This is a genomic window from Pseudochelatococcus sp. B33, from assembly GCF_053570585.1.
In genome coordinates this window covers 17,165-40,667 of sequence record NZ_JBSEFH010000026.1, presented here as the reverse complement: position 1 = coordinate 40,667, position 23,503 = coordinate 17,165, and the positions used below count along the sequence as shown (strand labels likewise).

General features: G+C 68.1%; 23 protein-coding genes and 1 riboswitch. Of the genes, 16 read left to right on the top strand and 7 right to left on the bottom strand.

Translation table 11 applies throughout. The annotated features are described in order from the left end of the window. Positions 1-8: 8 nt before the first annotated feature. Together modA and ACUSIJ_RS23795 are read right to left on the bottom strand one after the other, a co-directional pair. Positions 9-773 (bottom strand): molybdate ABC transporter substrate-binding protein, encoded by a 765-nt coding sequence (modA, locus tag ACUSIJ_RS23800; protein WP_449310912.1) that lies wholly within the window; start codon positions 771-773, stop codon positions 9-11. 195 nt (positions 774-968) lie between these two features. Beyond that, complete coding sequence (locus tag ACUSIJ_RS23795) at positions 969-1,310, bottom strand: winged helix-turn-helix domain-containing protein (protein ID WP_449310911.1); 342 nt, start codon at positions 1,308-1,310, stop codon at positions 969-971. A gap of 347 nt (positions 1,311-1,657) precedes the next feature. Here ACUSIJ_RS23795 and ACUSIJ_RS23790 point away from each other — a divergent pair, with 347 nt between their 5' ends. The 7 genes from ACUSIJ_RS23790 (at position 1,658) to moaA (ending at position 6,504) form a co-directional block, all read left to right on the top strand. Beyond that, complete coding sequence (locus tag ACUSIJ_RS23790; RefSeq protein ID WP_449310910.1) at positions 1,658-2,071, top strand: VOC family protein; 414 nt, start codon at positions 1,658-1,660, stop codon at positions 2,069-2,071. Between the two features lie 243 nt (positions 2,072-2,314). Further along, on the top strand, positions 2,315-2,590 hold the full coding sequence (locus ACUSIJ_RS23785) for a MoaD/ThiS family protein (protein WP_449310909.1): 276 nt from the start codon (positions 2,315-2,317) through the stop codon (positions 2,588-2,590). Between the two features lie 3 nt (positions 2,591-2,593). Continuing rightward, positions 2,594-3,052, top strand: coding sequence for a molybdenum cofactor biosynthesis protein MoaE (locus tag ACUSIJ_RS23780; RefSeq protein WP_449310908.1), 459 nt, complete (start codon positions 2,594-2,596; stop codon positions 3,050-3,052). Next, positions 3,053-3,589, top strand: a complete 537-nt coding sequence (gene moaB / locus ACUSIJ_RS23775) for a molybdenum cofactor biosynthesis protein B (protein WP_449310907.1) — start codon at positions 3,053-3,055, stop codon at positions 3,587-3,589. After that, a complete protein-coding gene (moaC, locus tag ACUSIJ_RS23770) occupies positions 3,586-4,104 on the top strand; it encodes a cyclic pyranopterin monophosphate synthase MoaC (protein WP_449310906.1) in 519 nt (172 codons plus the stop codon). The genes moaB and moaC overlap by 4 nt, the downstream gene beginning before the upstream one ends. Further along, positions 4,101-5,300, top strand: a complete 1,200-nt coding sequence (locus ACUSIJ_RS23765; RefSeq protein WP_449310905.1) for a molybdopterin molybdotransferase MoeA — start codon at positions 4,101-4,103, stop codon at positions 5,298-5,300. Before moaC ends, ACUSIJ_RS23765 begins: the two co-directional genes overlap by 4 nt. 72 nt (positions 5,301-5,372) lie before the next feature. Continuing rightward, positions 5,373-5,513, top strand: a riboswitch (molybdenum cofactor riboswitch). Then, on the top strand, positions 5,503-6,504 hold the full coding sequence (gene moaA, locus ACUSIJ_RS23760) for a GTP 3',8-cyclase MoaA (RefSeq protein WP_449310904.1): 1,002 nt from the start codon (positions 5,503-5,505) through the stop codon (positions 6,502-6,504). (Overlaps the previous riboswitch by 11 nt.) A 35-nt stretch (positions 6,505-6,539) precedes the next feature. Here the strand turns inward: moaA and mobA are convergent, their stop codons facing one another. Further along, positions 6,540-7,169, bottom strand: coding sequence for a molybdenum cofactor guanylyltransferase (gene mobA, locus ACUSIJ_RS23755; RefSeq protein ID WP_449310903.1), 630 nt, complete (start codon positions 7,167-7,169; stop codon positions 6,540-6,542). 208 nt (positions 7,170-7,377) lie between these two features. On the opposite strand from mobA, the gene ACUSIJ_RS23750 reads away from it, so the two are divergent. The 9 genes from ACUSIJ_RS23750 (at position 7,378) to cysG (ending at position 19,420) form a co-directional block, all read left to right on the top strand. Further along, positions 7,378-7,971, top strand: a complete 594-nt coding sequence (locus ACUSIJ_RS23750) for an ANTAR domain-containing response regulator (protein WP_449310902.1) — start codon at positions 7,378-7,380, stop codon at positions 7,969-7,971. Continuing rightward, complete coding sequence (locus ACUSIJ_RS23745; RefSeq protein ID WP_449310901.1) at positions 7,968-9,116, top strand: CmpA/NrtA family ABC transporter substrate-binding protein; 1,149 nt, start codon at positions 7,968-7,970, stop codon at positions 9,114-9,116. The genes ACUSIJ_RS23750 and ACUSIJ_RS23745 overlap by 4 nt, the downstream gene beginning before the upstream one ends. Before the next feature lie 390 nt (positions 9,117-9,506). Further along, on the top strand, positions 9,507-10,817 hold the full coding sequence (locus tag ACUSIJ_RS23740; RefSeq protein WP_449310900.1) for a CmpA/NrtA family ABC transporter substrate-binding protein: 1,311 nt from the start codon (positions 9,507-9,509) through the stop codon (positions 10,815-10,817). Positions 10,818-10,867: 50 nt separating this feature from the next. Next, positions 10,868-11,758: a nitrate ABC transporter permease gene (ntrB, locus tag ACUSIJ_RS23735; RefSeq protein WP_449310899.1), complete on the top strand. Its 891-nt coding sequence runs from the start codon at positions 10,868-10,870 to the stop codon at positions 11,756-11,758. Between the two features lie 14 nt (positions 11,759-11,772). Continuing rightward, positions 11,773-12,576, top strand: a complete 804-nt coding sequence (locus tag ACUSIJ_RS23730; RefSeq protein WP_449310898.1) for an ABC transporter ATP-binding protein — start codon at positions 11,773-11,775, stop codon at positions 12,574-12,576. After that, positions 12,576-15,026, top strand: coding sequence for a nitrite reductase large subunit NirB (gene nirB, locus ACUSIJ_RS23725; protein WP_449310949.1), 2,451 nt, complete (start codon positions 12,576-12,578; stop codon positions 15,024-15,026). The genes ACUSIJ_RS23730 and nirB overlap by 1 nt, the downstream gene beginning before the upstream one ends. A 5-nt stretch (positions 15,027-15,031) precedes the next feature. Beyond that, positions 15,032-15,367 (top strand): nitrite reductase small subunit NirD, encoded by a 336-nt coding sequence (gene nirD, locus ACUSIJ_RS23720; protein ID WP_449310897.1) that lies wholly within the window; start codon positions 15,032-15,034, stop codon positions 15,365-15,367. Between the two features lie 11 nt (positions 15,368-15,378). Further along, a complete protein-coding gene (locus tag ACUSIJ_RS23715; RefSeq protein WP_449310896.1) occupies positions 15,379-18,015 on the top strand; it encodes a nitrate reductase in 2,637 nt (878 codons plus the stop codon). Next, positions 17,987-19,420, top strand: a complete 1,434-nt coding sequence (gene cysG, locus ACUSIJ_RS23710; protein WP_449310895.1) for a siroheme synthase CysG — start codon at positions 17,987-17,989, stop codon at positions 19,418-19,420. The genes ACUSIJ_RS23715 and cysG overlap by 29 nt, the downstream gene beginning before the upstream one ends. A gap of 4 nt (positions 19,421-19,424) precedes the next feature. On the opposite strand, the gene ACUSIJ_RS23705 is transcribed toward cysG, so the two are convergent. From ACUSIJ_RS23705 to ACUSIJ_RS23690, 4 genes are all read right to left on the bottom strand, one after another. Continuing rightward, positions 19,425-19,745, bottom strand: a complete 321-nt coding sequence (locus tag ACUSIJ_RS23705; protein WP_449310894.1) for a 4a-hydroxytetrahydrobiopterin dehydratase — start codon at positions 19,743-19,745, stop codon at positions 19,425-19,427. A 38-nt stretch (positions 19,746-19,783) separates the two neighbouring features. Next, complete coding sequence (yghU, locus tag ACUSIJ_RS23700; protein WP_449310893.1) at positions 19,784-20,659, bottom strand: glutathione-dependent disulfide-bond oxidoreductase; 876 nt, start codon at positions 20,657-20,659, stop codon at positions 19,784-19,786. 211 nt (positions 20,660-20,870) lie between these two features. Next, on the bottom strand, positions 20,871-21,884 hold the full coding sequence (locus ACUSIJ_RS23695; RefSeq protein ID WP_449310892.1) for a GntR family transcriptional regulator: 1,014 nt from the start codon (positions 21,882-21,884) through the stop codon (positions 20,871-20,873). Next, positions 21,881-23,419, bottom strand: a complete 1,539-nt coding sequence (locus tag ACUSIJ_RS23690) for a UxaA family hydrolase (RefSeq protein ID WP_449310891.1) — start codon at positions 23,417-23,419, stop codon at positions 21,881-21,883. Before ACUSIJ_RS23690 ends, ACUSIJ_RS23695 begins: the two co-directional genes overlap by 4 nt. Positions 23,420-23,503: the final 84 nt, after the last annotated feature.

Here is a 23,503-nt window from a genome sequence, read left to right as displayed (position 1 = left end):
GGCGGCGATTACGGCTTGGAGAAGCCGAGACGGGCGTACACCTGCGCGGCCTCGTCGCCCGTGAGGAAGGCGAGCGCTTCCCGCGCGGCGGGGCTGTCGGCAGCCTTGACCACGGCGAACGGATAGGTCACCCGTTCATGCAGATCCTCAGGAAACACGCCCACGACCTTGATACCCTGTGAGATTGCCGCATCCGTCGCGTAGACGATGCCAAGCGGCGCTTCGCCGCGCTCCACCAGCAGAAGGGCGGAACGCACGCTGTCCGCCCGCGCCAGCCTCGGCGCAAGCGCATCCCACTGGCCGAGCGCGGTCAGGGCCTGCTCGGCGTAGCGCCCGACGGGCACGTGCTGGGGATCGCCGGTCGCAAGACGCCCGTCCGCGCCGAGCAGCGCGGCTATGTCGGTGTCCTTGCCGAGCTCGACCTTGATGTCGCTGTCCGCCGGCGCGACGAGCACCAGCCGGTTGCCGAGGGCGGAAACGCGCGTGTCCTCGGCGATGAGGCCGCGTTCCTGCAGCCAGTCCATCCAGCGCTCGTCGGCGGAAATGAAGATGGTGGCCTCCGCCCCCTGTTCGATCTGCTGCGCCAGCGTCGAGGAGGACGCGAAACTGAAGCTGAAGGGCTCATTGCCCTTGGCGGTCCAGAGCTCGTTCACCTGGCGGATGGCGTCGGTCATGCTCGCGGCGGCGAAGATCGTCTGGGCCTGGGACTGGGCGGCACCCGCCAGCGCGACGAACGCCGCGAGGAAGGCTGTTGTCAGCACGCGAAATCGCATCGTTGTTTCCTCTGTGATAAGGGCATTCCCTTGGCATGCCGGCGGATCGGCCGGATGTGGTCTTGCCGAAAGATCGGGATCGGTGAAGTGCCGGTCTGCTCTTGCATCAAATCTTGCATCAAACCGGAAAACGGACACCGCTTCTTGGATAGATTCGATGCATAAACAAGGAGATAGAGCAAAATGCATTTTGCTCTATAGCCTGATCGCTTCCGCCTCCAGCGCGGAAAGGTGCGCCGTCGCCGCTTCGTTGGCCGCGCGCTCGATGGCGCGAAACCGGCTCACGATGGCAAGCCCCAGCGGCGTGAGCTGCGCGCCGCCGCCCTTCCTGCCGCCCGCGGCAGCGGTGACGACGGGCGCGCCGAACGTCTCGTTCAGGTCATGGATGAGCTCCCAGGCGCGCTTGTAGGACATATGCATGCGCCGCGCCCCGCCCGCGATGGAGCCGAAAGCGGCGATCTGTTCGAGCAGTTCGACCTTGCCGGGGCCGATGCGCCGACCGGCCGACAGGTCCACCCTCACACTCAGCGACGGCATGGACGCCTCCAGGCATTCGCGCCCGCCCTTCAGGTCTCCGGCCGGGCATTATAGTCATATAACTATAGGAAGCGACGGCGGAGCAAGAGGGATTCCCGCCCGGTATCATCTATTTTTCAGATCGATGGTACCCGTATCCGGCCAGGCCTGCCGTCTCCGACGGCGCTTTCGTCATATTCATTCAGAAATAGCGAATGCCGTCGCTGGCTCATTGACATCGCGGCGGCCGGCCGTACCATTCGGTGACAGGACGGGCGCGTCCTCGCCCGATACAGCGACAATGCATTGTTCCGGAGGGCGGGCGGGTTCCGGCGCAGGGCGAGCGGTTCCGAACAGGGGAGGTGTTCATGAAACCCCCGCAGGCAATCCTGGAAACGTCGATCTACGCCGAGGACCTCGACGCGGCCGAGGCGTTCTATCGCGACGTTTTCGGACTCGAGGTCGTGTCGAAGCTCGATGGCAAGTTCGTCTTCCTGCGTTGCGGGCAGCAGATGCTGCTGGTGTTCAACCCGGACGAGTCGGTGCGGCCCTGCGGCCACAACCCGATCCCGCGCCACGGCGCTTCCGGGCCGGGGCATCTGTGCTTTCGCGCCACGGATGCGCGGGACGTGGAATGGTGGCGCGAGCATTTCCTCGGCCTCGGAATCGCGATCGAACACGATCAGACATGGAAGAGTTCCGGCGGGCGTTCGGTCTACATCCGCGACCCTGCCGGCAACTCGGTGGAGGTGGCGGAAGGCCGGATCTGGGGGCTGGGCTGACCATGGCCGGCGCGCGTCGATTGCCCACAGGCGGCGATGCCGCCAAAGCGGTTCCACTTCCCGCCGGCAGTCTCTCACGCAATTCCAGCAAAATCGGGAACCAATTTTGCGTCCGGAATTGCGTAAAAACAAAGAGATAGAGTAATTCCCGTTTCAACGAAAAGGAGAAATGCTCTAGGATGATACGGTCAGGCGATGCGCGACGCAGCAACCGGCGCAAGCGCACACAACAGCGGAGAAGACATGTCGGGTGCCGGTGGTGAAACATCCATAACCGTGCTGTTTTTCGGGCGCGTGTCGGATCGCTTCGGCAGGAGCATCCGCCTCGCCATTCCCGCGTCCGGGACACGGGTCGGCGCTCTGCGCGCGCGGCTAGAGGCAATGTCCGGCTCCGCCGGCGAGCCGCCGCCGCTCGGCGCGGGCACGCGCGCGGCGGTGGACAAGGTGATCGCGACCGACGACACCCCGGTGCGTCCGGGGCAGGAAATCGCGTTCTTTTCCGCCGTGTCCGGAGGCTGACTCGTGGAACCGTTTCGTCTTGAGGAGCGCGCCATCGATCCCGCCGCCGAGCTCGACCGCTTCACCCGGGCGACGCAGGGCGCGGGGGCGATCGTTTCCTTCACCGGTCTGGCGCGGGCCGAGAACGCCGCCGGCGCAACGCTCGACCGTCTCGAACTCGACTGGTATCCGGGCATGACGGAACGGTCCATCCAGGATATCGGCGCGGACGCGCTGGCGCGGTTCGACATTGCGGCGGCCACCATCGTGCACCGCTGCGGCGTCGTGCCCGTGCGGGAGCCCATCGTCTTCGTCGCTGCCGCCTCCGCCCACCGCCGCGAGGCGTTTCGGGCCGCCGACTACATGATGGACCGCCTCAAGACCGAGGCCGTGTTCTGGAAGAAGGAAGTCGGCCCCGACGGCGCGCAATGGATCGAACCGACCGACCGCGACCACGACGACCGGTCCCGCTGGAGCAAATGAATGGCAGGCATCGACGAAACCCTTCCCTTCCTCCCCCTCAACATCGCCGTGCTGACGGTGTCCGACACGCGCGACGCGGAAAGCGACACCTCCGGCGGCCTGCTGGCGGCGCGGCTGACGGCGGCGGGCCACACGTTGGCCGACCGCCAAATCGTCACGGACGATGTCGACGCCATCCGCGCCGTCGTCTCCGCCTGGGCCGAGGACCCGGGCGTCGACGTCATCATCACCACCGGCGGAACGGGCTTCGCGCCGCGCGACGTGACGCCCGAGGCCGTCGCGCCGCTGCTGCGGCGGACGATGGACGGCTTCGCGGTGGTGTTCCACCAGGTCAGCCTCGGCACGGTCGGGGTATCGACCCTGCAGTCACGCGCGCTCGCCGGACAGATCGGCGAGACGTTCATCTTCTGCGTTCCGGGCTCGACCGGCGCGTGCCGCGACGCGTGGGACGGCGTGCTGGCGCTCGAACTCGACAGCCGTTTCCGCCCGTGCTCCCTCGCGGGACAGATCCCGCGCTACCGGGGGACATGCGCATGAGCGCCGGGACGGGAACCGCCGCGCCGCCGCAGGATGCCCCGGCCCTGACCCATCTCGACGATGCGGGCCGGGCGCGCATGGTCGACGTCTCCGGCAAGGCGTCGACCGACAGGGTCGCGGTGGCCGAGGGGGTGCTGCGCTGCCTGCCGGCGACCGTCGAGACGGTGCTCGAAGGGCGCGCGCCCAAGGGAGCGGTGCTCACCACCGCCGAGATCGCCGGCATCATGGGCGCGAAGCGCACATCCGAGCTGATCCCGCTCTGCCACCCGCTCTTTCTCACCAAGGCGAAGGTCTCGATAGAGCCCGATGCGGCGCTGCCGGGGTTTCGCGTCCGCGCCGAGACGCGCACCAACGGCCCGACGGGCGTCGAGATGGAGGCGCTGACCGCCGTCGGCGTCGCGTGCCTGACACTTTATGACATGCTCAAGGCGATCGACCGCGACATGGTGATCGGCGACGTGCGGCTGCTCGCCAAATCCGGCGGGCGCTCCGGCGACTGGCAGGTGGAGCCATGATCTCGTTCGACGAAGCCGTCACCCTGATCCGGCAGCATGCCGTGCCGCTTGGTGCGGAGCACGTGCCGGTGGAGCGTGCCGCCGGCCGCGTTCTCGCCCGGCCGATAACGGCGTTGCGCACCGCGCCCGCCGCCGAGACCTCGTCCATGGACGGCTACGCCGTCCGCGAGGCCGATCTCGCCGGGGCATCGGCCGAGCGGCCCGTCGGGCTGCCGGTCGTGGGCGAATCCTATGCCGGTGGGCCGTTCGCCGGCGAGGCGGAGCCGGGAACCTGCGTGCGGATATTCACCGGTGCGATCGTGCCGCCCGGATTCGACCGGGTGGTGATTCAGGAGCACGTCCGCCGATCCGAGGGGCTCGCGGTCTTCGACCGCGTCCCGTCGGGGGGCCGCCACATCCGCGCCGCCGGTTCCGATTTTTCGGCGGGCGAGACGATCCTGCCCGCCGGCACCCTGCTCACGCCGCAGGCGCTGGTCGCCGCCGCCGGCGCGGATGTCGGCGAGGTTATGGTCACGCGCCGCCCCAGGATCTCGGTTCTCCCCACGGGGGACGAACTCGCGCCCCCCGGCGCGGCGCATCTGAAAGCCGGACTGGTGCCCGACAGCGTGTCGATCGGCATCGCGGCACTGGCGCAATCCTTCGGCGGGGAGGTCGTCCGCCGCCGCCGCCTGGCGGATTCGCTCGACATGCTCGAACAGGGCGCGGGCGAGGCGCTGGCGGATAGCGACATCGTCGTGGTGACGGGCGGCGCCTCGGTCGGCGATCGCGATCATGCGCGCGACATGTTCCGCGGGCACGGGCTCGATCTGGTCTTCTCGAAGGTCGCCGTCAAGCCCGGCAAGCCGGCGTGGCTCGGCCGGGCGAAAGGCCGCCTCGTCGTGGGCCTTCCCGGCAACCCCGGATCGGCGCTGGTGACGGCGCGGCTGTTTCTGGCGCCGCTGGCGGCGGGCCTTTCCGGGCGCGACCCGGAGGAGGCGTGGCGTTGGGAAACGGCGCGCCTCGGCGAAGACGCGCCGGCCGTGGGCGACCGCGAGACCTTCTTCCGCGGCCGGCTGCGGGACGGCAAGGTCTTTTTCGTCGGCAATCAGGATTCCGGCGCGCAGGCGGCTCTGGGCCTGAGCCGCATTCTCATCCGGCGCGCGGCGGAACAGGACGTGCTGCCCGCGGGAGAGGACGTGCGCATTCTGCCGATCTGATGTCCGTTGCAGCAGCATATTGTCGCCCCTGAAAAATCGGTGTCCACTTTGTTTGAAAACGCTATAGAATGACCACGGCATCTGCTCCGAGCCCCGTGTCCTAAAGCGCCCCCCAAAGCGCCATGGATCCGGGGCCGGGCCCCGATGGGCCGAGGGTGCACGGGGAAACCCGCGCGCCTCCCGTGTTTGGAAAGGAGCTTCCATGAACTTTCAACCGCCCGTGCTGGTGGACGGGCACAGTCGTCGTTTTCACTATCTGCGCCTCTCGATCACCGAGGTGTGCAACTTCCGCTGCACGTATTGCCTGCCGAACGGATGGCGCAAGGCCGACGGAGCCTATCCGCCGTCGTATCTGGCGGTGGAGGAGATAGCGCGGCTCGTGCGGGCATTCGCCGGTCTCGGCCTCTCCAAGATCAGGCTGACGGGCGGCGAGCCGAGCGTGCGCAAGGATCTTGGCGAGATCATCGCCACGGTGGCGACTGTCCCCGGCATCGAGACCGTCGCGTTGACCACCAACGGCTGGAACCTGCGCCGGCATCTGCCGGAATGGCGTGCGGTCGGGCTCACCAATCTCAATATCAGCATCGACTCGCTCGTGGCGCGGGATTTCCACGCCATCACCGGGCATGACCGGCTTGCCGAGGTGCTCGCCGGGCTCGATCTCGCCATCGAGATGCAGGTGCCGTCGGTCAAGGTCAACGCGGTGCTGCTCAAGGAAACGGCGGCCAAGGGGTTCGACGACTGGGCCGGGTTCGTCCGGCACCGCCCGATCGCGGTGCGCTTCATCGAACTGATGCGCACCGGCGACAATGCGGACTATTTCGCCGGCCACCATGTCCGCGGCGCGGTGCTGCGCGAATGGCTCGAAGCGCGTGGCTGGGAGAGGGCCGAGCGGCGGTTCGACGACGGGCCGGCCATCGAATACACCCACCCGGATCACAAGGGGCGGATCGGCCTGATCGCGCCCTACGCGCCGGGTTTCTGCGATACCTGCAACCGGCTGCGGGTGACGGCGCGCGGGAAGCTGCGCCTGTGCCTGTTCGGCGACGGCGGGCTCGACCTGCGCGACCTGCTGCAGGACGACGCCGACATCGCGGAGCTGCGCATGCGGGTGAGGAGCGCCCTCACAGGCAAGGCCGCGACCCATTTCCTGCACCAGAACGATCCGGGCGCGACGGGCAATCTCTCCCAGGTCGGGGGCTGAGTTCGGGGGCCGGGTTCGGCGTCGCCGTTCTCGGTCTATCGCTCCGGCTTCGCGAGCCAGGATCGGGCGGCCTCAAGCTCGTCCGGCGTGTTGATGTTGAAGAACGGATCGATGGTTTCGACCGGCCATTCCACGATCCGCCGTTCGAGCCTTCCGGCGAGGTTGGTCAGGGACAGCCGCCCCGCGTTCGCCTCCCGCAGCAGCACCGTTTCCGCATCCACCGTCCACAGCGCGCAGGCGGGATGCAGACGTCCGGCGCTCGACGCCACGGCGACGGCGGGCGTCGCCACGCCAGCAAGCGCCGCCGACAGCCGCCCGACGAGGTCGCGGGGCAGGAACGGCGTGTCGCACGGAATTGTCAGGACGGCGCCGCACCCCCGCGACCGAGCCCACCGAAGCCCGGCGAGGAGGCCCGACAGCGGGCCGTCGACAGCGGGATCGTCGGTGACGATGGCGACATCGGGGTGCGGCTGTCCGGAGGGCCTTTCCTTCACGGCCACGGCCACGTCCGTCGTCCATTGCCTCGCCAGCGCGACGGCGCGGGCGAGCAGGCTCTCGCCCGCCAGCGTCCGCTGCGGCTTGCCGCCGCCGATGCGCCTTCCTGCGCCGCCGGCGAGGACGACGACGCACAAGCTGTTCGCCGATGGGTATGCGGGCTGCGTCATGGAGCTGTGACCACGGTGCGGAGGCGTCATTGCATGACCAAATTTAAGCATGACCAAATTTAATGCAGAAACAGCGAATGCGGAAAGAGGCTGATAAGCCGGTGCGCCGGCCGGGATCATCGGGCCGTGCGGCGTTGCCGGGCAGTTGCCTATAGAGTCATCAGCGCCTCCCATTGCCAAGCATTTTGCCATCGGCGATAAGCCGGATATGGCGCTCTGTCTCTCGATCATGGTTGTCGATGAAAATCGCATTCGCGCCTCCATCATCGAGGAGGGGCTGCGAGAGGCGGGTTATGGGCAGGTGGAAGTGATCCACGACTTCACCGCCGTGGCCCGGCGTATCGGCGAGGCCGCGCCCGATGTCATCATCATCGACCTCGAAAACCCCAACCGCGACACGCTCGAGCATTTCTTCTCGCTCTCCAGGGCTGTCCGGCGGCCCATCGCCATGTTCGTCGACCGGTCGGACCGCACGATGATCGAGCAGGCGGTCGAGGCCGGGGTGTCGGCCTACGTGGTCGACGGCCTCAGGAAGGAGCGCATCAAGCCGATCATGGAAATGGCGGTCTCGCGCTTCAACGCCTTCGCGCGCCTCACCCGCGAGCTGGAGGACGCCCGCAGCGAGCTGGAGGAGCGCAAGATCATCGACAAGGCCAAGGGCATTCTGATGAAGACCCGCGGTCTGGACGAGGCCGCGGCCTACAAGCTGCTGCGCACCACCGCCATGAACGGCAACCAGCGCCTGATCGACGTGGCGCGCAGCCTGATCACCGCCGCCGAGCTATTGGGGCCAGACAAATGACAAGAACGCGTCTCGCCGCGGGCTTCATGCCCCTGCTCGACAGTGTGCTGCTGGTGCTGGCGCACGAAAAGGACTTCACCACCGACGAGGGGCTGGACCTGCATCTGGTGCGGGAGACCTCGTGGGCCAACATCCGCGACCGGGCGGCGCTGGGCCATTTCGACGTCGCCCAGATGCTCGCCCCCATGCCGATCGCCGCGAGCCTCGGGCTGACGCCGCTCGCGGTGCCCATGATCGCGCCGATGACGCTCGGGCTCGGCAGCAACGGCATCACGGTGAGCGGCCGGCTCTGGCAGGCCATGGCCGAGGAGGGCGCCCCCGCCGATCTCGATGCGGCCGGCACTGGCGCCGCGCTGGCCAAGGTGATCCGGAAATGGCCTGCCCGCCTGCGCTTCGGCGTGGTGCATCAGACTTCCAGCCACAATTACGAGCTGCGGTACTGGATGGCCGCCTCCGGCATCCGCCCCGACGAGGATGTCGAGATCGTCGTGCTGCCGCCCCAGTACCTGCCTGAAGCCCTGGGCAGTGGCGGGATCGACGGCTATTGCGTCGGCGAGCCGTGGAACTCCTACGGCGTGGAGACAATCGGCGGCCGCATCATCACCGTCAAGCACAGGATCTGGCGCCGGTCGCCCGACAAGGTCCTCGGCCTGCGCGCCGACTGGGCGCAGGACAATCTCGACGTTCTCGCCGCCCTCATCCGCGCCATCGCGCGCGCCGGACAATGGGCCTCGCAGGCCGAGAACCTGCCCGAGATCGCGGCGATCCTCGCCCGGCCGCACTACCTCGCCGTCCCGGCCGACATCGTCATGCACGGCCTTTCCGGCCGCCTCGATCTTGGGCACGGCGCGCAGGCCGAGGTGGAGGGGCACTTCATCCCCTCGGCGCACAACGCCAACTTCCCCTGGAAAAGCCATGCGCTCTGGTATTACGCCCAGATGGTGCGCTGGGGCGAGGCGCCGTGGTCGCACGCCGGCGCCGATGTCGCGGCAGCCTGTTTCCGTCCGGATCTCTACCGTGCCGCCGTGGCGACGCTGGGTTTCGACCTGCCTGACGCCGATTTCAGGCGCGACGAGGGCTTTTTCGACGGGGTGGCCTTCGATCCGGACGATCTCGAGGCCTATGTGCACAGCCAGCGCCGCTGAGGGAGTGCGGCCGCCCGGGCGCAAAGCTCGATTTATATTAATTAATCACAATGACGCGCCGATCGCCCGTTTCGTGGGCACTCCCCATCCGCGAGACGAAAACGGCGTATCGATCGGAATCGAATGATTTCATGTGCTTGATGGCTTTTTTCCGAGTTGGCATGATATCTGCTTATTGATCTCCCGAGTGGGCCGTTCCTCCCTCCCCAACGGCTCACGACGAGACTGGCGTCCAAAGGCGGGCGCTCCTGACATGGCAAGGCTGCCGACTGGTTGAAGCACGCGGGCTCATCTCCCCCGCGGCGGACTGGTTGGCAGCCTTTTTGTTTTTGTCGGGCAGCGCTCCCCCGCGCCGGTCCCCGTGATGCCAACGCTGGAGACCAACGACACATGACCACCGGGACCAAGATTTCCGCCCCGCCGGCCACCCGCCGCCAGTTCCTCAAAGCCGCGGGGGCGACCGCGGCGACACTGCTCGCCGCCAGGACCCAGTTTCCGTCCGGCGCCTTCGCGCAAGGCGCGGGGCCGGAGGTCAGCGGCTGCAAGCTCGGCTATATCGCGCTGACCGACTCCGCGCCGCTGATCATCGCCAGGGAGAAGGGTTTCTTCGCCAAGCACGGCGTGCCCGACGTGGCGGTGGAGAAGCAGGCGAGCTGGGGCGCGTTGCGCGACAACTTCTTCCTGGGCGGCGCCTCCGGCGGCATCGACGGCGCGCACAGCCTGCGGCCCAACTCTCTCCTCTATACCGCGGGCGCGGTGACGCAGAATAACGTGCCGCTGCCGACCTACACGCTGCTCAACCTCAACGAGAACTGCCAGGGCATCTCCGTCGCCAGCACCTACGCCGACACGGGCGTCGGGCTCGATTCCAGCCCGTTGCGCGAGGCTTTCGCCAAGCGGAAGGCCGAGGGGCGCGAGCCTACCGTGGCCATGACCTTTCCCGGCGGCACGCACGATTTCTGGGTGCGCTACTGGCTCGCCGCCGGCGGCATCGACCCCACCCGCGACGTGAACCTGATCGTGGTGCCGCCGCCGCAGATGGTGGCCAACATGAAGGTCGGCAACATGGACGCCTTCTGCGTCGGCGAGCCGTGGAACGAACAGCTCGTCAACCAGAAGATCGGCTTCACCGCGACCACCACCAGCGAAATCTGGCCGCGCCATCCCGAGAAGGTGCTCAACATGCGCGCCGACTGGGTCGATGCCCATCCCAACGCCACCCGCGCCATCCTGATGGCGGTGATGGAAGCGCAGCAGTGGTGCGAGAAGATGGAGAACAAGCAGGAGATGGCCGAGATCGTCGGCCGGCGCCAGTGGTACAACGTGCCGGTCGCCGACATCATCGGCCGCATCAAGGGCGACATCAACTACGGCAACGGCCGCACCGCCGAGGGAACCGACTACCTGATGCGGTTCTGGGGCGAGAGCGGGGAAAGCTCCTACCCCTGGAAGAGCCTCGACCTGTGGTTCATGACCGAGAGCATCCGCTGGGGCGGCTTCCCCGCCGACACCGACGTCAAGGCGCTGATCGACCGCACCAACCGCTCCGACCTCTGGCTCGAGGCCGCGACGGTGCTGGGGCTCTCCAATCTGCCCCAGGGCGACAGCCGCGGGCTGGAGACGTTCTTCGACGGCAAGGTGTTCGATCCCGAAAATCCCGCCGCCTATCTCGACAGCCTCGACATCAAGGCGCTCGTCTGAGGGCACTCCCTCGATCCTCACGAAACCTCATGAACGAACGGGTGAGCTTCATGTCCCTCCCAGCAACCAAAGACGACGCGGTGGCGGCCTTTCCGACGAAGCCCGCGACCGTGGTCGCGCTCCAGCGCGCCATCCCCAAGGGATTCGACGCCAAGGCCTTCCTGACTGCCGCGGCGGTCAACGTCGTGCCGCCGCTCCTCGTGATCGCCGTGCTGCTCATCGTCTGGCAGATGGCGTTTTCCGCCCCTGGCTCCTCGCTGCCGCCGCCCTCGGAAGTGTGGGCCCAGAGCGCGGACCTCATCATCGACCCGTTTTTCGTCAACGGGTCGCAGGACATCGGCCTCGGGCTGCGCGTGCTGGTCTCGCTGGAGCGCGTGGCCTACGGCTTCGGCCTCGCGGCCGTGGCCGGCGTGCTGGTCGGCGCGGTCATCGGGCAGTCGGTGTGGATGATGCGCGGGCTCGATCCGGTGTTCCAGGTGCTGCGCACCGTGCCGCCGCTGGCGTGGCTGCCGCTGTCGCTGGCGGCGTTCATGGACTCGGCGCCATCGGCGATCTTCGTCATCTTCATCACCGCGATCTGGCCGGTGATCATCAACACCGCCACCGGCATCCGCAACATCCCGCAGGACTACCGCAACGTCGCGCGGGTGCTCAGGCTCAACCAGGCCGAGTTCTTCTTCAAGATCATGGTGCCCGCCGCAGCGCCCTACATCTTCTCCGGGCTCAGGATCGGCGTGGGGCTGTCGTGGCTCGCCATCGTCGCGGCCGAGATGCTGACCGGCGGCGTGGGCATCGGCTTCTTCATCTGGGACGCGTGGAATTCCTCGCGCCTGACCGACATCATCGTGGCGCTGGTCTACATCGGGCTCGTCGGCTTCCTGCTCGACAAGCTCGTGGGCCTTGCCGGCGCCATCGTCACACGCGGCACCACCGCCAGCTGATGGAGCGCGCCCCCATGAACGCCTATCCGAACGCCTATCTCAAGCTCGACCACATCTGCAAGACCTTCAGCCGCGGCGGGCGGCAGAGCGATGTCCTGCGCGACATCAACCTCGTCATCGACAAGGGCGAGTTCGTCTCGATCATCGGCCATTCCGGCTGCGGAAAATCGACGCTGCTGAACCTCATCGCCGGCCTCGTGGAGGTGACGAGCGGCGGCGTGATCCTGGAGAACAGGGAAGTCAACGCCCCCGGCCCGGAGCGGGCGGTGGTGTTCCAGAACCACTCGCTGCTGCCGTGGCTCACGGTCTACGACAACGTCAAGCTCGCCGTGAACAAGGTCTTCGGCCGCCGGTCCGCCGCCGAACGCCATGCGTGGATCATGGAGAACCTGAACCTCGTGCAGATGGCCCACGCCAAGGACAAGCGCCCCGGCGAGATCTCGGGCGGCATGAAGCAGCGCGTCGGCATCGCCCGGGCGCTCGCCATGGAGCCCAAGATCCTGCTCCTCGACGAGCCTTTCGGCGCGCTCGACGCGCTGACCCGCGCCCATCTGCAGGACCAGATCATGGATATCCACGCGCGGCTTCGCAACACCATGATCATGATCACCCATGACGTGGACGAGGCGGTGCTGCTCAGCGACCGGATCGTGATGATGACCAACGGCCCGGCCGCGACCGTCGGCGAGGTGCTCGACGTGCCGCTCGTCCGCCCGCGCCGGCGCATCGAGCTCGCGTCGGACCGCTCCTATCTCAGATGCCGCGAGGCGGTGCTCAAGTTCCTCTATGAGCGCCACAGGTTCGTGGAGGCGGCATGATGGTCGAGAAACTGGTCATCATCGGCAACGGCATGGCCCCCGGCCGCATGCTCGAACATCTGTTCGAGACCGCTCCCGGCCGCTATGCGGTGACGGTCTTCAACGCCGAGCCGCGCGTCAACTACGACCGCATCATGCTCTCGCCCGTGCTCTCCGGCGAGAAGACCTTCGAGGACATCGTCATCCATCCCGATGCGTGGTACGCGGCGCACGGCGTGACGCTCCACAAGGGCGCGCCCGTCACCGCCATCGACACCGAAGCGCGGCGGGTGACATCGGCCAACGGCATCGTCGCGGCCTACGACAAGCTCGTCATCGCCACGGGCTCGACGCCGTTCATCATCCCGGTGCCCGGCCATGATCTCGACGGCGTGCTGGCTTATCGCGATCTCGACGATGTGGAGCGGATGCTCGCCGCCGCCGGGAAAGGGGGCAGGGCAGTGGTCATCGGCGGCGGGCTGCTGGGGCTGGAGGCCGCGGCGGGGCTGAAGATGCGCGGCATGGACGTGAGCGTGCTGCATATCATGCCGACCCTCATGGAGCGCCAGCTCGACCCCGCCGCGGGCTACCTGCTGGAGAAGGACATCGCCACGCGCGGCATCGACATCCGCTGCAAGGCCAACACGAAGGCCATTCTCGGCAATGGCGCGGTGGAGGCCGTCGAACTCGCCGACGGCACCGTCATCCCGTGTTCCATCGTGGTGATGGCGGCGGGCATCCGCCCGTCGACGGCCCTGGCGAAGGCCGCCGGGCTCACCGTCAACCGCGGCATCGTGGTGGACGACCGGATGCGCACGTCCGACCCCGACGTCTTCGCGCTCGGGGAATGCGCCGAGCACCGCGGCATGGTCTACGGGCTCGTCGCGCCGCTCTACGAATCCGCCAAGGTGCTGGCCGCGACGCTGTGCGGCGAGCCCGCCGCCTATCACGGCTCGGTCACCTCGACCAAGCTCAAGGTCACCGGCGTCAACCTCTTCTCCGCCGGCGATTTCACCGAGGGCGACGACCGCGAGGAGATCGTGCTGCGCGATGCCTCGGCTGGCGTGTACAAGCGGCTCGTCATCAAGGACGACCGGATCATCGGCACGGTGCTCTACGGCGAGACGTCGGACGGCGCGTGGTTCTTCGACCTGATGAAGCGCGGCACCGATATCGGCGGCATGCGCGATACGCTGATCTTCGGGCAATCCTATCAGGGGGGCGCTCAACTGGACCCTATGGCGGCCGTTGCAGCCTTGCCGGATGATGCGGAAATCTGCGGCTGCAACGGCGTGTGCAAATCGACGATCACCGGCGCGATCATCAGCAGGGGCCTGACCTCGCTCGATGATGTCCGCGCCCACACCAAGGCCTCGGCCTCCTGCGGGTCGTGCACGGGGCTGGTGGAGAAACTGCTCGCGGCGACGCTGGGCGACGCCTACAACCCCGCCGCCGTGACCCCGGTCTGCCTCTGCACCGATCTCGGCCACGACGAGGTGCGCCGCCTGATCGTCGCCAAGGAGCTGAAGTCCATTCCGGCGGTGATGCAGGAGCTCGAATGGAAGACGAGCTGCGGCTGCGCCAAGTGCCGCCCGGCGCTCAACTACTACCTGCTCTCCACCTGGCCGGGCGAGTACGACGACGACAGCCAGTCGCGCTACATCAACGAGCGCGTCCACGCCAACATCCAGAAGGACGGCACCTATTCGGTGGTGCCGCGCATGTGGGGCGGGCTGACCAGCCCGCGCGAACTGCGTGCCATCGCGGATGTGGCGGACAAGTTCGCCATCCCCACCATCAAGGTCACCGGTGGCCAGCGCATCGACCTGCTCGGGGTGCGCAAGGAGGACCTGCCCGCCGTGTGGGCCGATCTCAACGCCGCCGGCATGGTGTCGGGCGCGGCCTATGCCAAGGGGCTGCGCACGGTCAAGACCTGCGTGGGGTCGGACTGGTGCCGGTTCGGCACGCAGGATTCCACCGGGCTCGGGGTGCGGATCGAGAAGTTCATGTGGGGGAGCTGGACGCCGGCCAAGGTCAAGATGGCGGTCTCGGGCTGTCCGCGCAACTGCGCCGAGGCCACCTGCAAGGACGTCGGCGTGATCTGCGTGGATTCGGGGTTCGAGATCCATTTCGCCGGCGCGGCCGGGCTCGACATCAAGGGCACCGAGGTCCTCTGCCACGCCAGGACCGAGGACGAGGCGGTGGAGATCATCGCGGCGCTCGTCCAGCTCTACCGGGAGCAGGGGCGCTATCTCGAACGCATCTACAAGTGGGCGAAGCGTGTCGGGACGGACTCCATCCGCGCCAATATCGTCGAGGACAGGGACAGGCGCCGCCACTATTTCGAGCGCTTCGTCCATTCACAGACATTCGCGCAGGTCGATCCCTGGAGAGAGCGGGTCAACGGCAAGGACGCCCACGAATTCGCGGCCATGGCCGAGTTCGGCGTGCCCCTTCAGGCGGCGGAGTGACGAGCATGAACGACTGGATCGACATCGGCGCGATCACCGATATCCCGCGCCGCGGCGCGCGGTGCGTGAAGACGCCCGCCGGCACCATCGCCGTGTTCCGCACCATCGACGACAAGGTCTACGCCATCGAGGACCGCTGCCCGCACCGGGGCGGGCCGCTGAGCCAGGGCATCGTGCACGGCGCGGCGGTGACCTGTCCGCTGCACAACTGGGTGTTCTCGCTGGAGACGGGCGAGGCCCAGGGCGCGGACGAAGGGCGCGTGCGCACGGTTCCCCTGCGGCTCGACGGCGGCCGCATCCTCATGGCCGCCGGGCTCGCCGTAGCGATCGCGGCCGAGTGAGGGGACGCGACTTGACGGCTTCTGTCAGAACCACCTGCCCCTATTGCGGCGTCGGCTGCGGCGTGATCGCCACTCCCCGGCCGGACGGGACGGTCACGATTGCCGGCGACCCCGATCACCCGGCCAATTTCGGGCGTCTGTGCTCGAAAGGCTCGGCGTTGGGCGAAACGCTCTCGCTGGAGGGCCGCCAGCTCACGCCGCTCATCGACGGCAGGCCGGCGAGCTGGGAGGCGGCCCTCGACGCGGTCGCGGCACGCCTTGCAGCGGCGATCGAGGCGCACGGGCGCGACGCGATCGCGCTCTACGGCTCCGGGCAACTGCTGACCGAGGATTACTACGTCGCCAACAAGCTGATGAAGGGCTTCGTCGGCACCGCCAACATCGACACCAACTCGCGCCTGTGCATGGCCTCGTCCGTGGCCGGCCACAAGCGCGCCTTCGGCTCGGACACGGTTCCGGGGTGCTACGAGGACCTGGAGCTGGCCGATCTCGTCGTGCTGGTCGGCTCCAACCTCGCCTGGTGCCATCCGGTCCTCTACCAGCGCATCCTCGCCGCGCGCGAGAAGCGGCCGGGCATGCGCCTCGTCGTCATCGATCCGCGCCGCACCAACGCCGCCGAAGGCGCGGACCTGCACCTGCCGATCGCGGCGGACGGGGACGTGGCGCTGTTCTCGGGGCTCTTCGCGCATCTCGCCGAGGCGGGCGCCTTCGACCGGCGCTTCATCGCCGACCACACCACCGGCCTTGCGCAGGCGCTCGACGCCGTGCGCGGCTGGACCCCGGCACGCGTCGCGGAGGCGACGGGCCTCGCGCGGCAGGACGTCCAGCTCTTTTTCGACCTCTTCACGCGGACCGGAAAGGTGGTGAGCGTCTTCTCGCAGGGCGTCAACCAGTCGACCTCGGGGACGGACAAGGTCAACGCGATCCTGAACTGCCACCTCGCCACCGGGCGGATCGGCCGGCCCGGCACGGGGCCGTTCTCCATCACCGGCCAGCCCAACGCCATGGGCGGACGCGAGACGGGCGGCCTCGCCAACATGCTCGCCGCACATATCGATTTCGCCGAGGCCGATCTCGTCGCCCGCTTCTGGAACGCGCCCCGCATCGCGCGCAAGCCCGGCCTCAAGGCGGTGGATCTGTTCAGGAGCATTGCGCAAGGCCGCATCAAGGCGGTCTGGGTGATGGCGACCAATCCCGTGGTCTCGCTCCCCGACGCCGATGCGGCGAAACGGGCGCTCAAGTCCTGCGACACCGTCATCGTGTCGGACATGTTCGCCACCACGGATACGGCGCGCTGCGCCGACATCTTCCTGCCCGCCGCCGGCTGGGGCGAGAAGGCAGGCACCGTCACCAATTCCGAGCGCACCATCTCGCGCCAGCGCGCCTTTCTGCCCCTGCCGGGAGACGCGCGGCCCGACTGGTGGATCATCTGCGAGGTCGCCAGGAGGCTCGGCTTCGGCGAGGCGTTCGATTTCACCTCTCCCGCCGATATCTTCGCCGAATATGCGCGCCTCACCGGGTTCGAGAACGCTGGCCGCCGCGACCTCGACATATCCGGGCTGGCGGATGCCGATTACGAGACGCTCGCGCCGGTCCAGTGGCCGGTCCCGCGTTCGGGCCCGCGGCGGCGGCGTTTCTTCACCGGGGGCGGATTCTATACGCCCGACGGCCGGGCGCGGCTCTTGCCGCTCGCTTCCCCGCCGCCCAAAGGCGCTGCGCCCGGGCAACTGCTGCTCAACACCGGCCGCGTGCGCGATCATTGGCACACCATGACCCGCACCGGCAGGACGGCGCGCCTGTCAGCGCACTACGCCGAACCCTTCGCCGAGATCCACCCCGACGACGCCGAGCGTTTCGCCGTGAGGCGCACGCAGCTCGTGCGGCTGGAGAACCGCCACGGCGCGGCCGTGGTGCGCGCGCTCATCACCGACCGGGTGCGCAGGGGCAGCGTGTTCGTGCCCATGCACTGGACCGGCGAGACCGCCTCCACGGGCCGCGTCAACGCCCTGCTGGGCGCCTTCGCCGATCCCGCCTCCGGCCAGCCGGCGCTCAAGATGGGCCGGGCCAGCCTGAGCCCGGTCGATGTCGCGCTCTATGGCTTCGCCGTGTCCCGCGAGCGGCCGTCGCTGGCGGGTGCCGACTACTGGGCGCTCGCGCCCGCGCCCGGCGGATGGCGGGCGGAACTGGCCTTTTTCGCGCGGCCGGACGATCTGATCGAGACCGCGCGGCGGATGTTCGGCCTGTCCGACGCCCTCACGCCGGCCGTCAGCCGCGACGCCCGCTTCGGCCGGGTCGGCATGGCGCTGTTCGAGGACGAGCGGCTTGCTTTCGCACTCTATCTCTCGCCCGATCCGGTGCTCGTGTCGCGGCAATGGGCGGTCGAGCAGCTCGGCGCAGTCCATGCCGACCCGCTGCGGCGGGCCGAACTGCTCTCCGGCCGCCCCGGCGCCGACCGACCGGATCCGGGCGCGCTGGTCTGCTCGTGCTTCGGCGTCGGCGCCAACCAGATCGCCGACGCCATAACCCTCGGCCAATGCCGGAGCGTCGAGGCGGTCGGGGCCGCTCTCAAGGCCGGAACGAATTGCGGCTCCTGCCGCACGGAGATCAGGAGGCTCATCGATGCATATCGTCCCGCGGCGGCCGAGTGAGGCCGAACGCCCCAGAACGGGTGCCCTCGACGTGCTGCCGGTCTTCCTCGACCTGAAGGGCAGGCGTGTGCTGGTGAGCGGCGGCGGGGAGCCGGCGGCGTGGAAGGCCGAGCTTCTGGCCGCCGCCGGCGCCGATGTCACCGTCCACGCGGCCGAGGCCTGCCCCGACATGGAGGCGCTGGCCGCGCGCGGCATGGTGAGGCTGACCGGCCGGGATTGGCGGGAGGCGGACTGGTCTGGCCTCGCCCTCGCGGTGGGCGACTGCGGAGAGGATGAGGCGGCTGCGTTCGCCGCGACAGCGCGCGCCCACGGCGTGCCGGTCAACGTGATCGACAGGCCGGCGTTCTGCCAGTTCCAGTTCGGCGCCATCGTCAACCGCTCGCCGCTGGTCGTCGGCATCTCCACCAACGGCGCGGCCCCGATTCTCGCGCAGGCCGTGCGCCGGCGCATCGAGACGCTCCTGCCCGGCGCGCTGAGCGGCTGGGCGAAACTGGCGCAATCCGTGCGCGCGCGGGTATGCGATGCGCTCCGGCCCGGCGCGGAGCGGCGCGCGTTCTGGGAGCGGTTCGCCGACATGAGCTTCACCGGCGCCCCCTCCGCGCCGGACGCGGACGCCCTCATCGCCGAAGCGCGGAATGCGCGGGCAGGGCGCGTGACGCTCGTCGGCGCCGGGCCCGGCGACGCCGAGTATCTCACGCTGAAGGCCGTGCGCGCCTTGCAATCGGCCGACGTGATCCTGTTCGACGATCTGGTGTCCGCCGAGGTGCTCGAACTCGCACGGCGCGAGGCCCGGCGCATCCTCGTCGGCAAGCGGGGAAAGCGCGAGAGCTGCCGGCAGGAGGACATCAACGATCTGATGGTGTCGCTCGCGCGGCGGGGCCGGCACGTGGTGCGTCTGAAAGCCGGGGACCCGATGATCTTCGGCCGGGCAGGGGAGGAGATCGCCCGGCTCGAGGCCGAAGGCATCCCCGTCTCCGTGGTGCCCGGCATCTCCACCGCCTTTGCGCTCGCGGCGAGCCTCGGGCTTTCGCTGACGCATCGGGATTGCGCCCAGTCGGTGCGCTTCGTCACCGGCCATTCGCGCAAGGGGGACCTGCCGGCGAATCTCGACTGGCGCGCGCTCGCCGATCCGGCGACGACCCATGTCTGGTACATGCCCCGCCGCACGCTGTCCGCGATCGTGGACAATCTCCTCGCCCACGGCGCGGCCCCGCATACGCCGGCCGTGCTCGCGACATCGGTCGCGCGGCCCGATCAAAGGGTCTGGCAGGGCCCGCTCCGCGGCCTGACGGCGGCAGCCGGCGCGTTCGACATCGACGCGCCGACCATCATGGCCACCGGCAACGCGCTGGCGGCCGGCGCGGCGGCGGCCGGGGCTTCCCGGCACGCTGCCGTCGTGGGTTAGCGCATCAACCGGCCACCGCGCCGAAACGGGCCGCGGCCGCGTCGATGGCCTCGGCGAGACGGATGTCCCGCTCGCTGAGGCCGCCGGCGTCGTGGGACGTCAGGCTGATGTCGACGCGGTTGTAGCTGTTGGACCAGTCGGGATGGTGGTCCGTCTCGTCCGCCACGGCCGCGATCGCGGTCATGAAGGCGAACGCCTGCCGGAAATCCCGGAACTTCAGCGCCCGCCGGATGGCCTTGCCGTCATCGACGACATGCCATTGCGGCAGGCTCTGCGCCAGTCCGTCCACCTGCTCGGGCGTCAAGCGCGAAGGGGAAGCGGCCATGACCTGTCCTTTCGTCGATCCCTGATCACCGGCCGCCTTTATGTCGTGGCGATCAGCTTGTCCTGGGTCCTGGTGTCGAAGTCGCTCGCGTCGTGGCGCTCGTGGAGCTGGTCGGCCAGATCGCCGTTGATGCGGTTGACCTTGCGCCCGCGCTGCACGGCTGGGCGCGCGAGGATCGCATCCGCCCAGCGCTGGACGTTCTTGTAGTCCTGCACCTGCAGAAACTCGCCCGCGCCGTAGAGCCAGCCCTTCGCCAGACCGCCGTACCAAGGGAAGGCGGCGATATCGGCGATGGTGTAGTCGTCCCCCGCCAGATAGGGCGCCTCGCCGAGACGCCGGTCGAGCACGTCGAGCAGGCGCTTGGCCTCCATGGCGAACCGGTCGATGGCGTAGCGGATCTTCTCCGGCGCATAGGCGTAGAAATGGCCAAGGCCGCCGCCGATGTAGGGCGCGCTGCCCATCTGCCAGAACAGCCACGACAGCGTCTCCGCCCGCGCTCCCGGCTCCTTCGGCAGGAAAGCCCCGAACTTTTCCGCCAGATGGAGCAGGATCGCCCCGGACTCGAACACCCGTATCGGCTCCGGGCCGCTCCTGTCGAGCAGCGCCGGGATCTTGGAATTGGGGTTGACCTTGACGAAGCCGCTGCCGAACTGGTCGCCGTCGCCGATCCGGATCAGCCAGGCGTCGTACTCCGCCCCCGCATGGCCGAGGGCGAGCAATTCCTCGAGCAGGATCGTGACCTTCTGGCCATTGGGCGTCGCCAGCGAGTAGAGCTGCAGCGGATGCTTGCCGACGGGCAGCTCCTTCTCGTGGGTCGGTCCGGCGATCGGGCGATTGATGCTCGCAAATGCGCCACCGTTGTCCTTCTTCCAGGTCCAGATCTTCGGTGGCGTGTATTCGGATGATTCGGTCATATCGAGCCTCCAGCATCTTTCGCTCTGGTGCATCAGGCCGCGGGTACCGCTTTCCGGACAGGCTTGACGCATGAATTCAAAGGGACAGAGCGGCTGTGCGTTTCCGATTTTCCATCGGCCGCTCCCTGGCGCCGACGCGCATAAGATATCCTGCGGTCGAGGCCACAAGTCAATGTCGGCGCGGGGCGGCCCGGCCGGGCTGGCGTCGCCGTCAGCCGGTGACAATGTAGGGCGGCGGGGTGGGCGATGTGCTCCTGTGGAACGACTCGAGCCGTTCCTCGGCCTTTTCCGCCGAGGCCCGCAGATGCGCGACGAGCGCCCGGCAGGCGCCGTCCACATCGCCGTCGAGGCCGGCGCGGAAGATCTGCAGATGCTCCTCCATGAAGGGATCGGGCGTGCGCCCGAGGGCGACCTGAATGTGCTTGCCCGCGACCAGCAGGCACTGCGTGCGGTTGAGGGCGGCCATGATCTCGACGTTGGGCGAGTGCCCGAGGCAATCGAGGTGCAGGTCGTTCTCCAGCCGGTCGAGCACTGCAATCTCGTTGTTCGGATAGGTCTCGATCACCGCGAGCACACGCCGCTCCATGGCCTTGAGCGCATCTTCGGACATTCTCGGCAGCGCGCCCTTGAGGGCCGCGGGCTCCAGCAGCACGCGCAACTCGTAGAGATTGCGGAAGCGGTCCCTGTCGAGAGGCACGATCCACCAGTGCGCCTTCTCGCCCTTCTGGACGATGCCGGTATGCTGCGCCTGGATGAGCAGATCCCGCGCCACGGTCCGCCCGACGTTGAAATGCCGCGCCAGCGCCAGTTCGTTGACCCGGAAGCGGCCGAACACGGAATTCAGGATGATCCCGCGTTCGAACTCGTAATAGAGCGTCTCCCAGGCGAAATTGCGCGTGGCCGGGCTTTCCCCGAGCCCGAGCATCTGCGCCGTGATCTTGACGCGCCTCGGGGTCAGCGACGCGTTCTCCGCCTTGCTGCCGTTCACGTCCTGCACGAGCAGGCCACGGCCCTTGAAGCGGCCGACGAGGCCTTCCGTCTCCAGCACGGCGAGCGCCTGCTGCACGGGCATGCGGCTCAGGGAGAAGATCTCGGCGAGCGGCCCCTCCAGCAGCACGGTGCCGGGCGGCAGGGCGCCATCGGCGATGCGGGACCGCAGATGGGCCGCGATCGTCGCGTAGGCGGGAGTCCGGTCGATACCGCGCGCGGAGGGTCTTTCCGTCAAGTCACAGCCCCAAGTTGCCACGGCACGAACTCGTTGTCGCCGTAGCCGTAAAGCTCGCTCAGCGTCCGCTCTCCCGAGGCGATGGCGACCACCTTCTCGAAGATGCGCTCGCCCGCGGCCTCGATCGTATCCTTGCCGGTGACGATCTCGCCGCAGTTGATGTCCATGTCCTCGCTCATCCTCTCGTACATCGGGGTATTGGTCGCAACCTTGATCGTGGGCGCGGGCTTGAAGCCGGAGACCGAGCCGCGGCCGGTCGTGAACACCACGACGTTGCATCCGCCGGCGAGCTGCCCGGTCACGGCGACGGGATCATAACCGGGCGTGTCCATGAACACAAAGCCGGAGCGGTCGATGATCTCGGCATATTCGTAGACGGCTTCGAGCGGCATCGTGCCGCCCTTGGCAACCGCGCCGAGCGACTTTTCGAGGATGGTGGTCAGGCCGCCGGCCTTGTTGCCGTGCGAGGGGTTGTTGTTGAGCTCCGCGCCGTTGCGCTCGGTATAGACCCGCCACCACGCGATGCGGTCGAGGAGCTTCTGCGCCACCTCCGGCGTGACCGCGCGCCGGGTCAGTAGGTGCTCGGCGCCGTAGATCTCGGGCGTCTCGGCGAGAACGGCCGTGCCGCCGTGGCGCACGAGCAGATCCGCCGCAAAGCCCAGCGCCGGGTTGGCGGAGATCCCGGAATAGCCGTCCGACCCGCCGCATTCGAGGGCGAGCTTGATGCCGGCGAGCGGCTGCGTCGTGCGTGCCACGGCGTTGGCGAGCGGCAGCATCTCGCGGATGATCGCGGCCGCCGTTTCCACCGTCTTGCGCGTGCCGCCGAGCTGCTGGATGGTCATGGTCCGCAGCAGCGGTCCTTCCTTGAGCCCGAACCGGGAGGTGATGGCGTCGATCTGGTTCGTCTCGCAGCCGAGGCCGATCATCAGGATGCCGGCGAAATTCGGATTGCGCGCATACCCCGCGAGCGTGCGCGTCAGGTAGAGATAGCCCTCGGTCCTGGTGTTGATCGCGCAGCCCGTGCCGTGGGTGAGGGCGACGACCCCGTCGACATTGTCGAAGCCGTCGAGCCCGCCCTGCCGGTTGAAGATGTCGGCGACGATGCGCGAGACGGTCGCCGAGCAGTTCACCGACGAGATGACGCCGATATAGTTGCGGGTGCCCACCTGGCCGTCGGCGCGGCGATAGCCCTGGAACGTGCGCCGCTGCGATTCGGGCAGCAGCGGCGTGCGGGCCGCGGCCTCCGCGATATGATGCTCGACGTTGCTTTCCTGCATGGCCAGATTCTGCAGGTGGACGTGCTGTCCCGCGGCGATGGGGTGGCTCGCGATGCCGATCGTCTGACCGTATTTCAGCACCGGCCGCCCCGCCTCGATCGGCTCCAGCGCGATCTTGTGGCCGCTCGGGATATCGTCCTCGGCGACGACCCTGCGGTCGTTCAGAAAAATCTCCGTCCCCGTCGGAATCGCGGCGCGGGCGACGGCCACATTGTCCAGCGAATTCAGGAGGATGGCGGGAGAGACATCGGTTTGCATGGCGACCACTTATTATTGAAAAATGATTGTTGCGTGCAATATTCGAATATGGTACGGATTCTGTCAAGAAAAATTCCAGACAGG

Bases quoted from the DNA above. Each gene is read 5' to 3' on its own strand.
- modA (WP_449310912.1), bottom strand. From the start codon at position 773: ATGCGATTTCGCGTGCTGACAACAGCCTTCCTCGCGGCGTTCGTCGCG.
- ACUSIJ_RS23795 (WP_449310911.1), bottom strand. From the start codon at position 1,310: ATGCCGTCGCTGAGTGTGAGGGTGGACCTGTCGGCCGGTCGGCGCATC.
- ACUSIJ_RS23790 (WP_449310910.1), top strand. From the start codon at position 1,658: ATGAAACCCCCGCAGGCAATCCTGGAAACGTCGATCTACGCCGAGGAC.
- ACUSIJ_RS23785 (WP_449310909.1), top strand. From the start codon at position 2,315: ATGTCGGGTGCCGGTGGTGAAACATCCATAACCGTGCTGTTTTTCGGG.
- moaB (WP_449310907.1), top strand. From the start codon at position 3,053: ATGGCAGGCATCGACGAAACCCTTCCCTTCCTCCCCCTCAACATCGCC.
- moaC (WP_449310906.1), top strand. From the start codon at position 3,586: ATGAGCGCCGGGACGGGAACCGCCGCGCCGCCGCAGGATGCCCCGGCC.
- ACUSIJ_RS23765 (WP_449310905.1), top strand. From the start codon at position 4,101: ATGATCTCGTTCGACGAAGCCGTCACCCTGATCCGGCAGCATGCCGTG.
- moaA (WP_449310904.1), top strand. From the start codon at position 5,503: ATGAACTTTCAACCGCCCGTGCTGGTGGACGGGCACAGTCGTCGTTTT.
- mobA (WP_449310903.1), bottom strand. From the start codon at position 7,169: ATGACGCAGCCCGCATACCCATCGGCGAACAGCTTGTGCGTCGTCGTC.
- ACUSIJ_RS23750 (WP_449310902.1), top strand. From the start codon at position 7,378: ATGGCGCTCTGTCTCTCGATCATGGTTGTCGATGAAAATCGCATTCGC.
- ACUSIJ_RS23745 (WP_449310901.1), top strand. From the start codon at position 7,968: ATGACAAGAACGCGTCTCGCCGCGGGCTTCATGCCCCTGCTCGACAGT.
- ACUSIJ_RS23740 (WP_449310900.1), top strand. From the start codon at position 9,507: ATGACCACCGGGACCAAGATTTCCGCCCCGCCGGCCACCCGCCGCCAG.
- ntrB (WP_449310899.1), top strand. From the start codon at position 10,868: ATGTCCCTCCCAGCAACCAAAGACGACGCGGTGGCGGCCTTTCCGACG.
- ACUSIJ_RS23730 (WP_449310898.1), top strand. From the start codon at position 11,773: ATGAACGCCTATCCGAACGCCTATCTCAAGCTCGACCACATCTGCAAG.
- nirB (WP_449310949.1), top strand. From the start codon at position 12,576: ATGGTCGAGAAACTGGTCATCATCGGCAACGGCATGGCCCCCGGCCGC.
- nirD (WP_449310897.1), top strand. From the start codon at position 15,032: ATGAACGACTGGATCGACATCGGCGCGATCACCGATATCCCGCGCCGC.
- cysG (WP_449310895.1), top strand. From the start codon at position 17,987: ATGCATATCGTCCCGCGGCGGCCGAGTGAGGCCGAACGCCCCAGAACG.
- ACUSIJ_RS23705 (WP_449310894.1), bottom strand. From the start codon at position 19,745: ATGGCCGCTTCCCCTTCGCGCTTGACGCCCGAGCAGGTGGACGGACTG.
- yghU (WP_449310893.1), bottom strand. From the start codon at position 20,659: ATGACCGAATCATCCGAATACACGCCACCGAAGATCTGGACCTGGAAG.
- ACUSIJ_RS23690 (WP_449310891.1), bottom strand. From the start codon at position 23,419: ATGCAAACCGATGTCTCTCCCGCCATCCTCCTGAATTCGCTGGACAAT.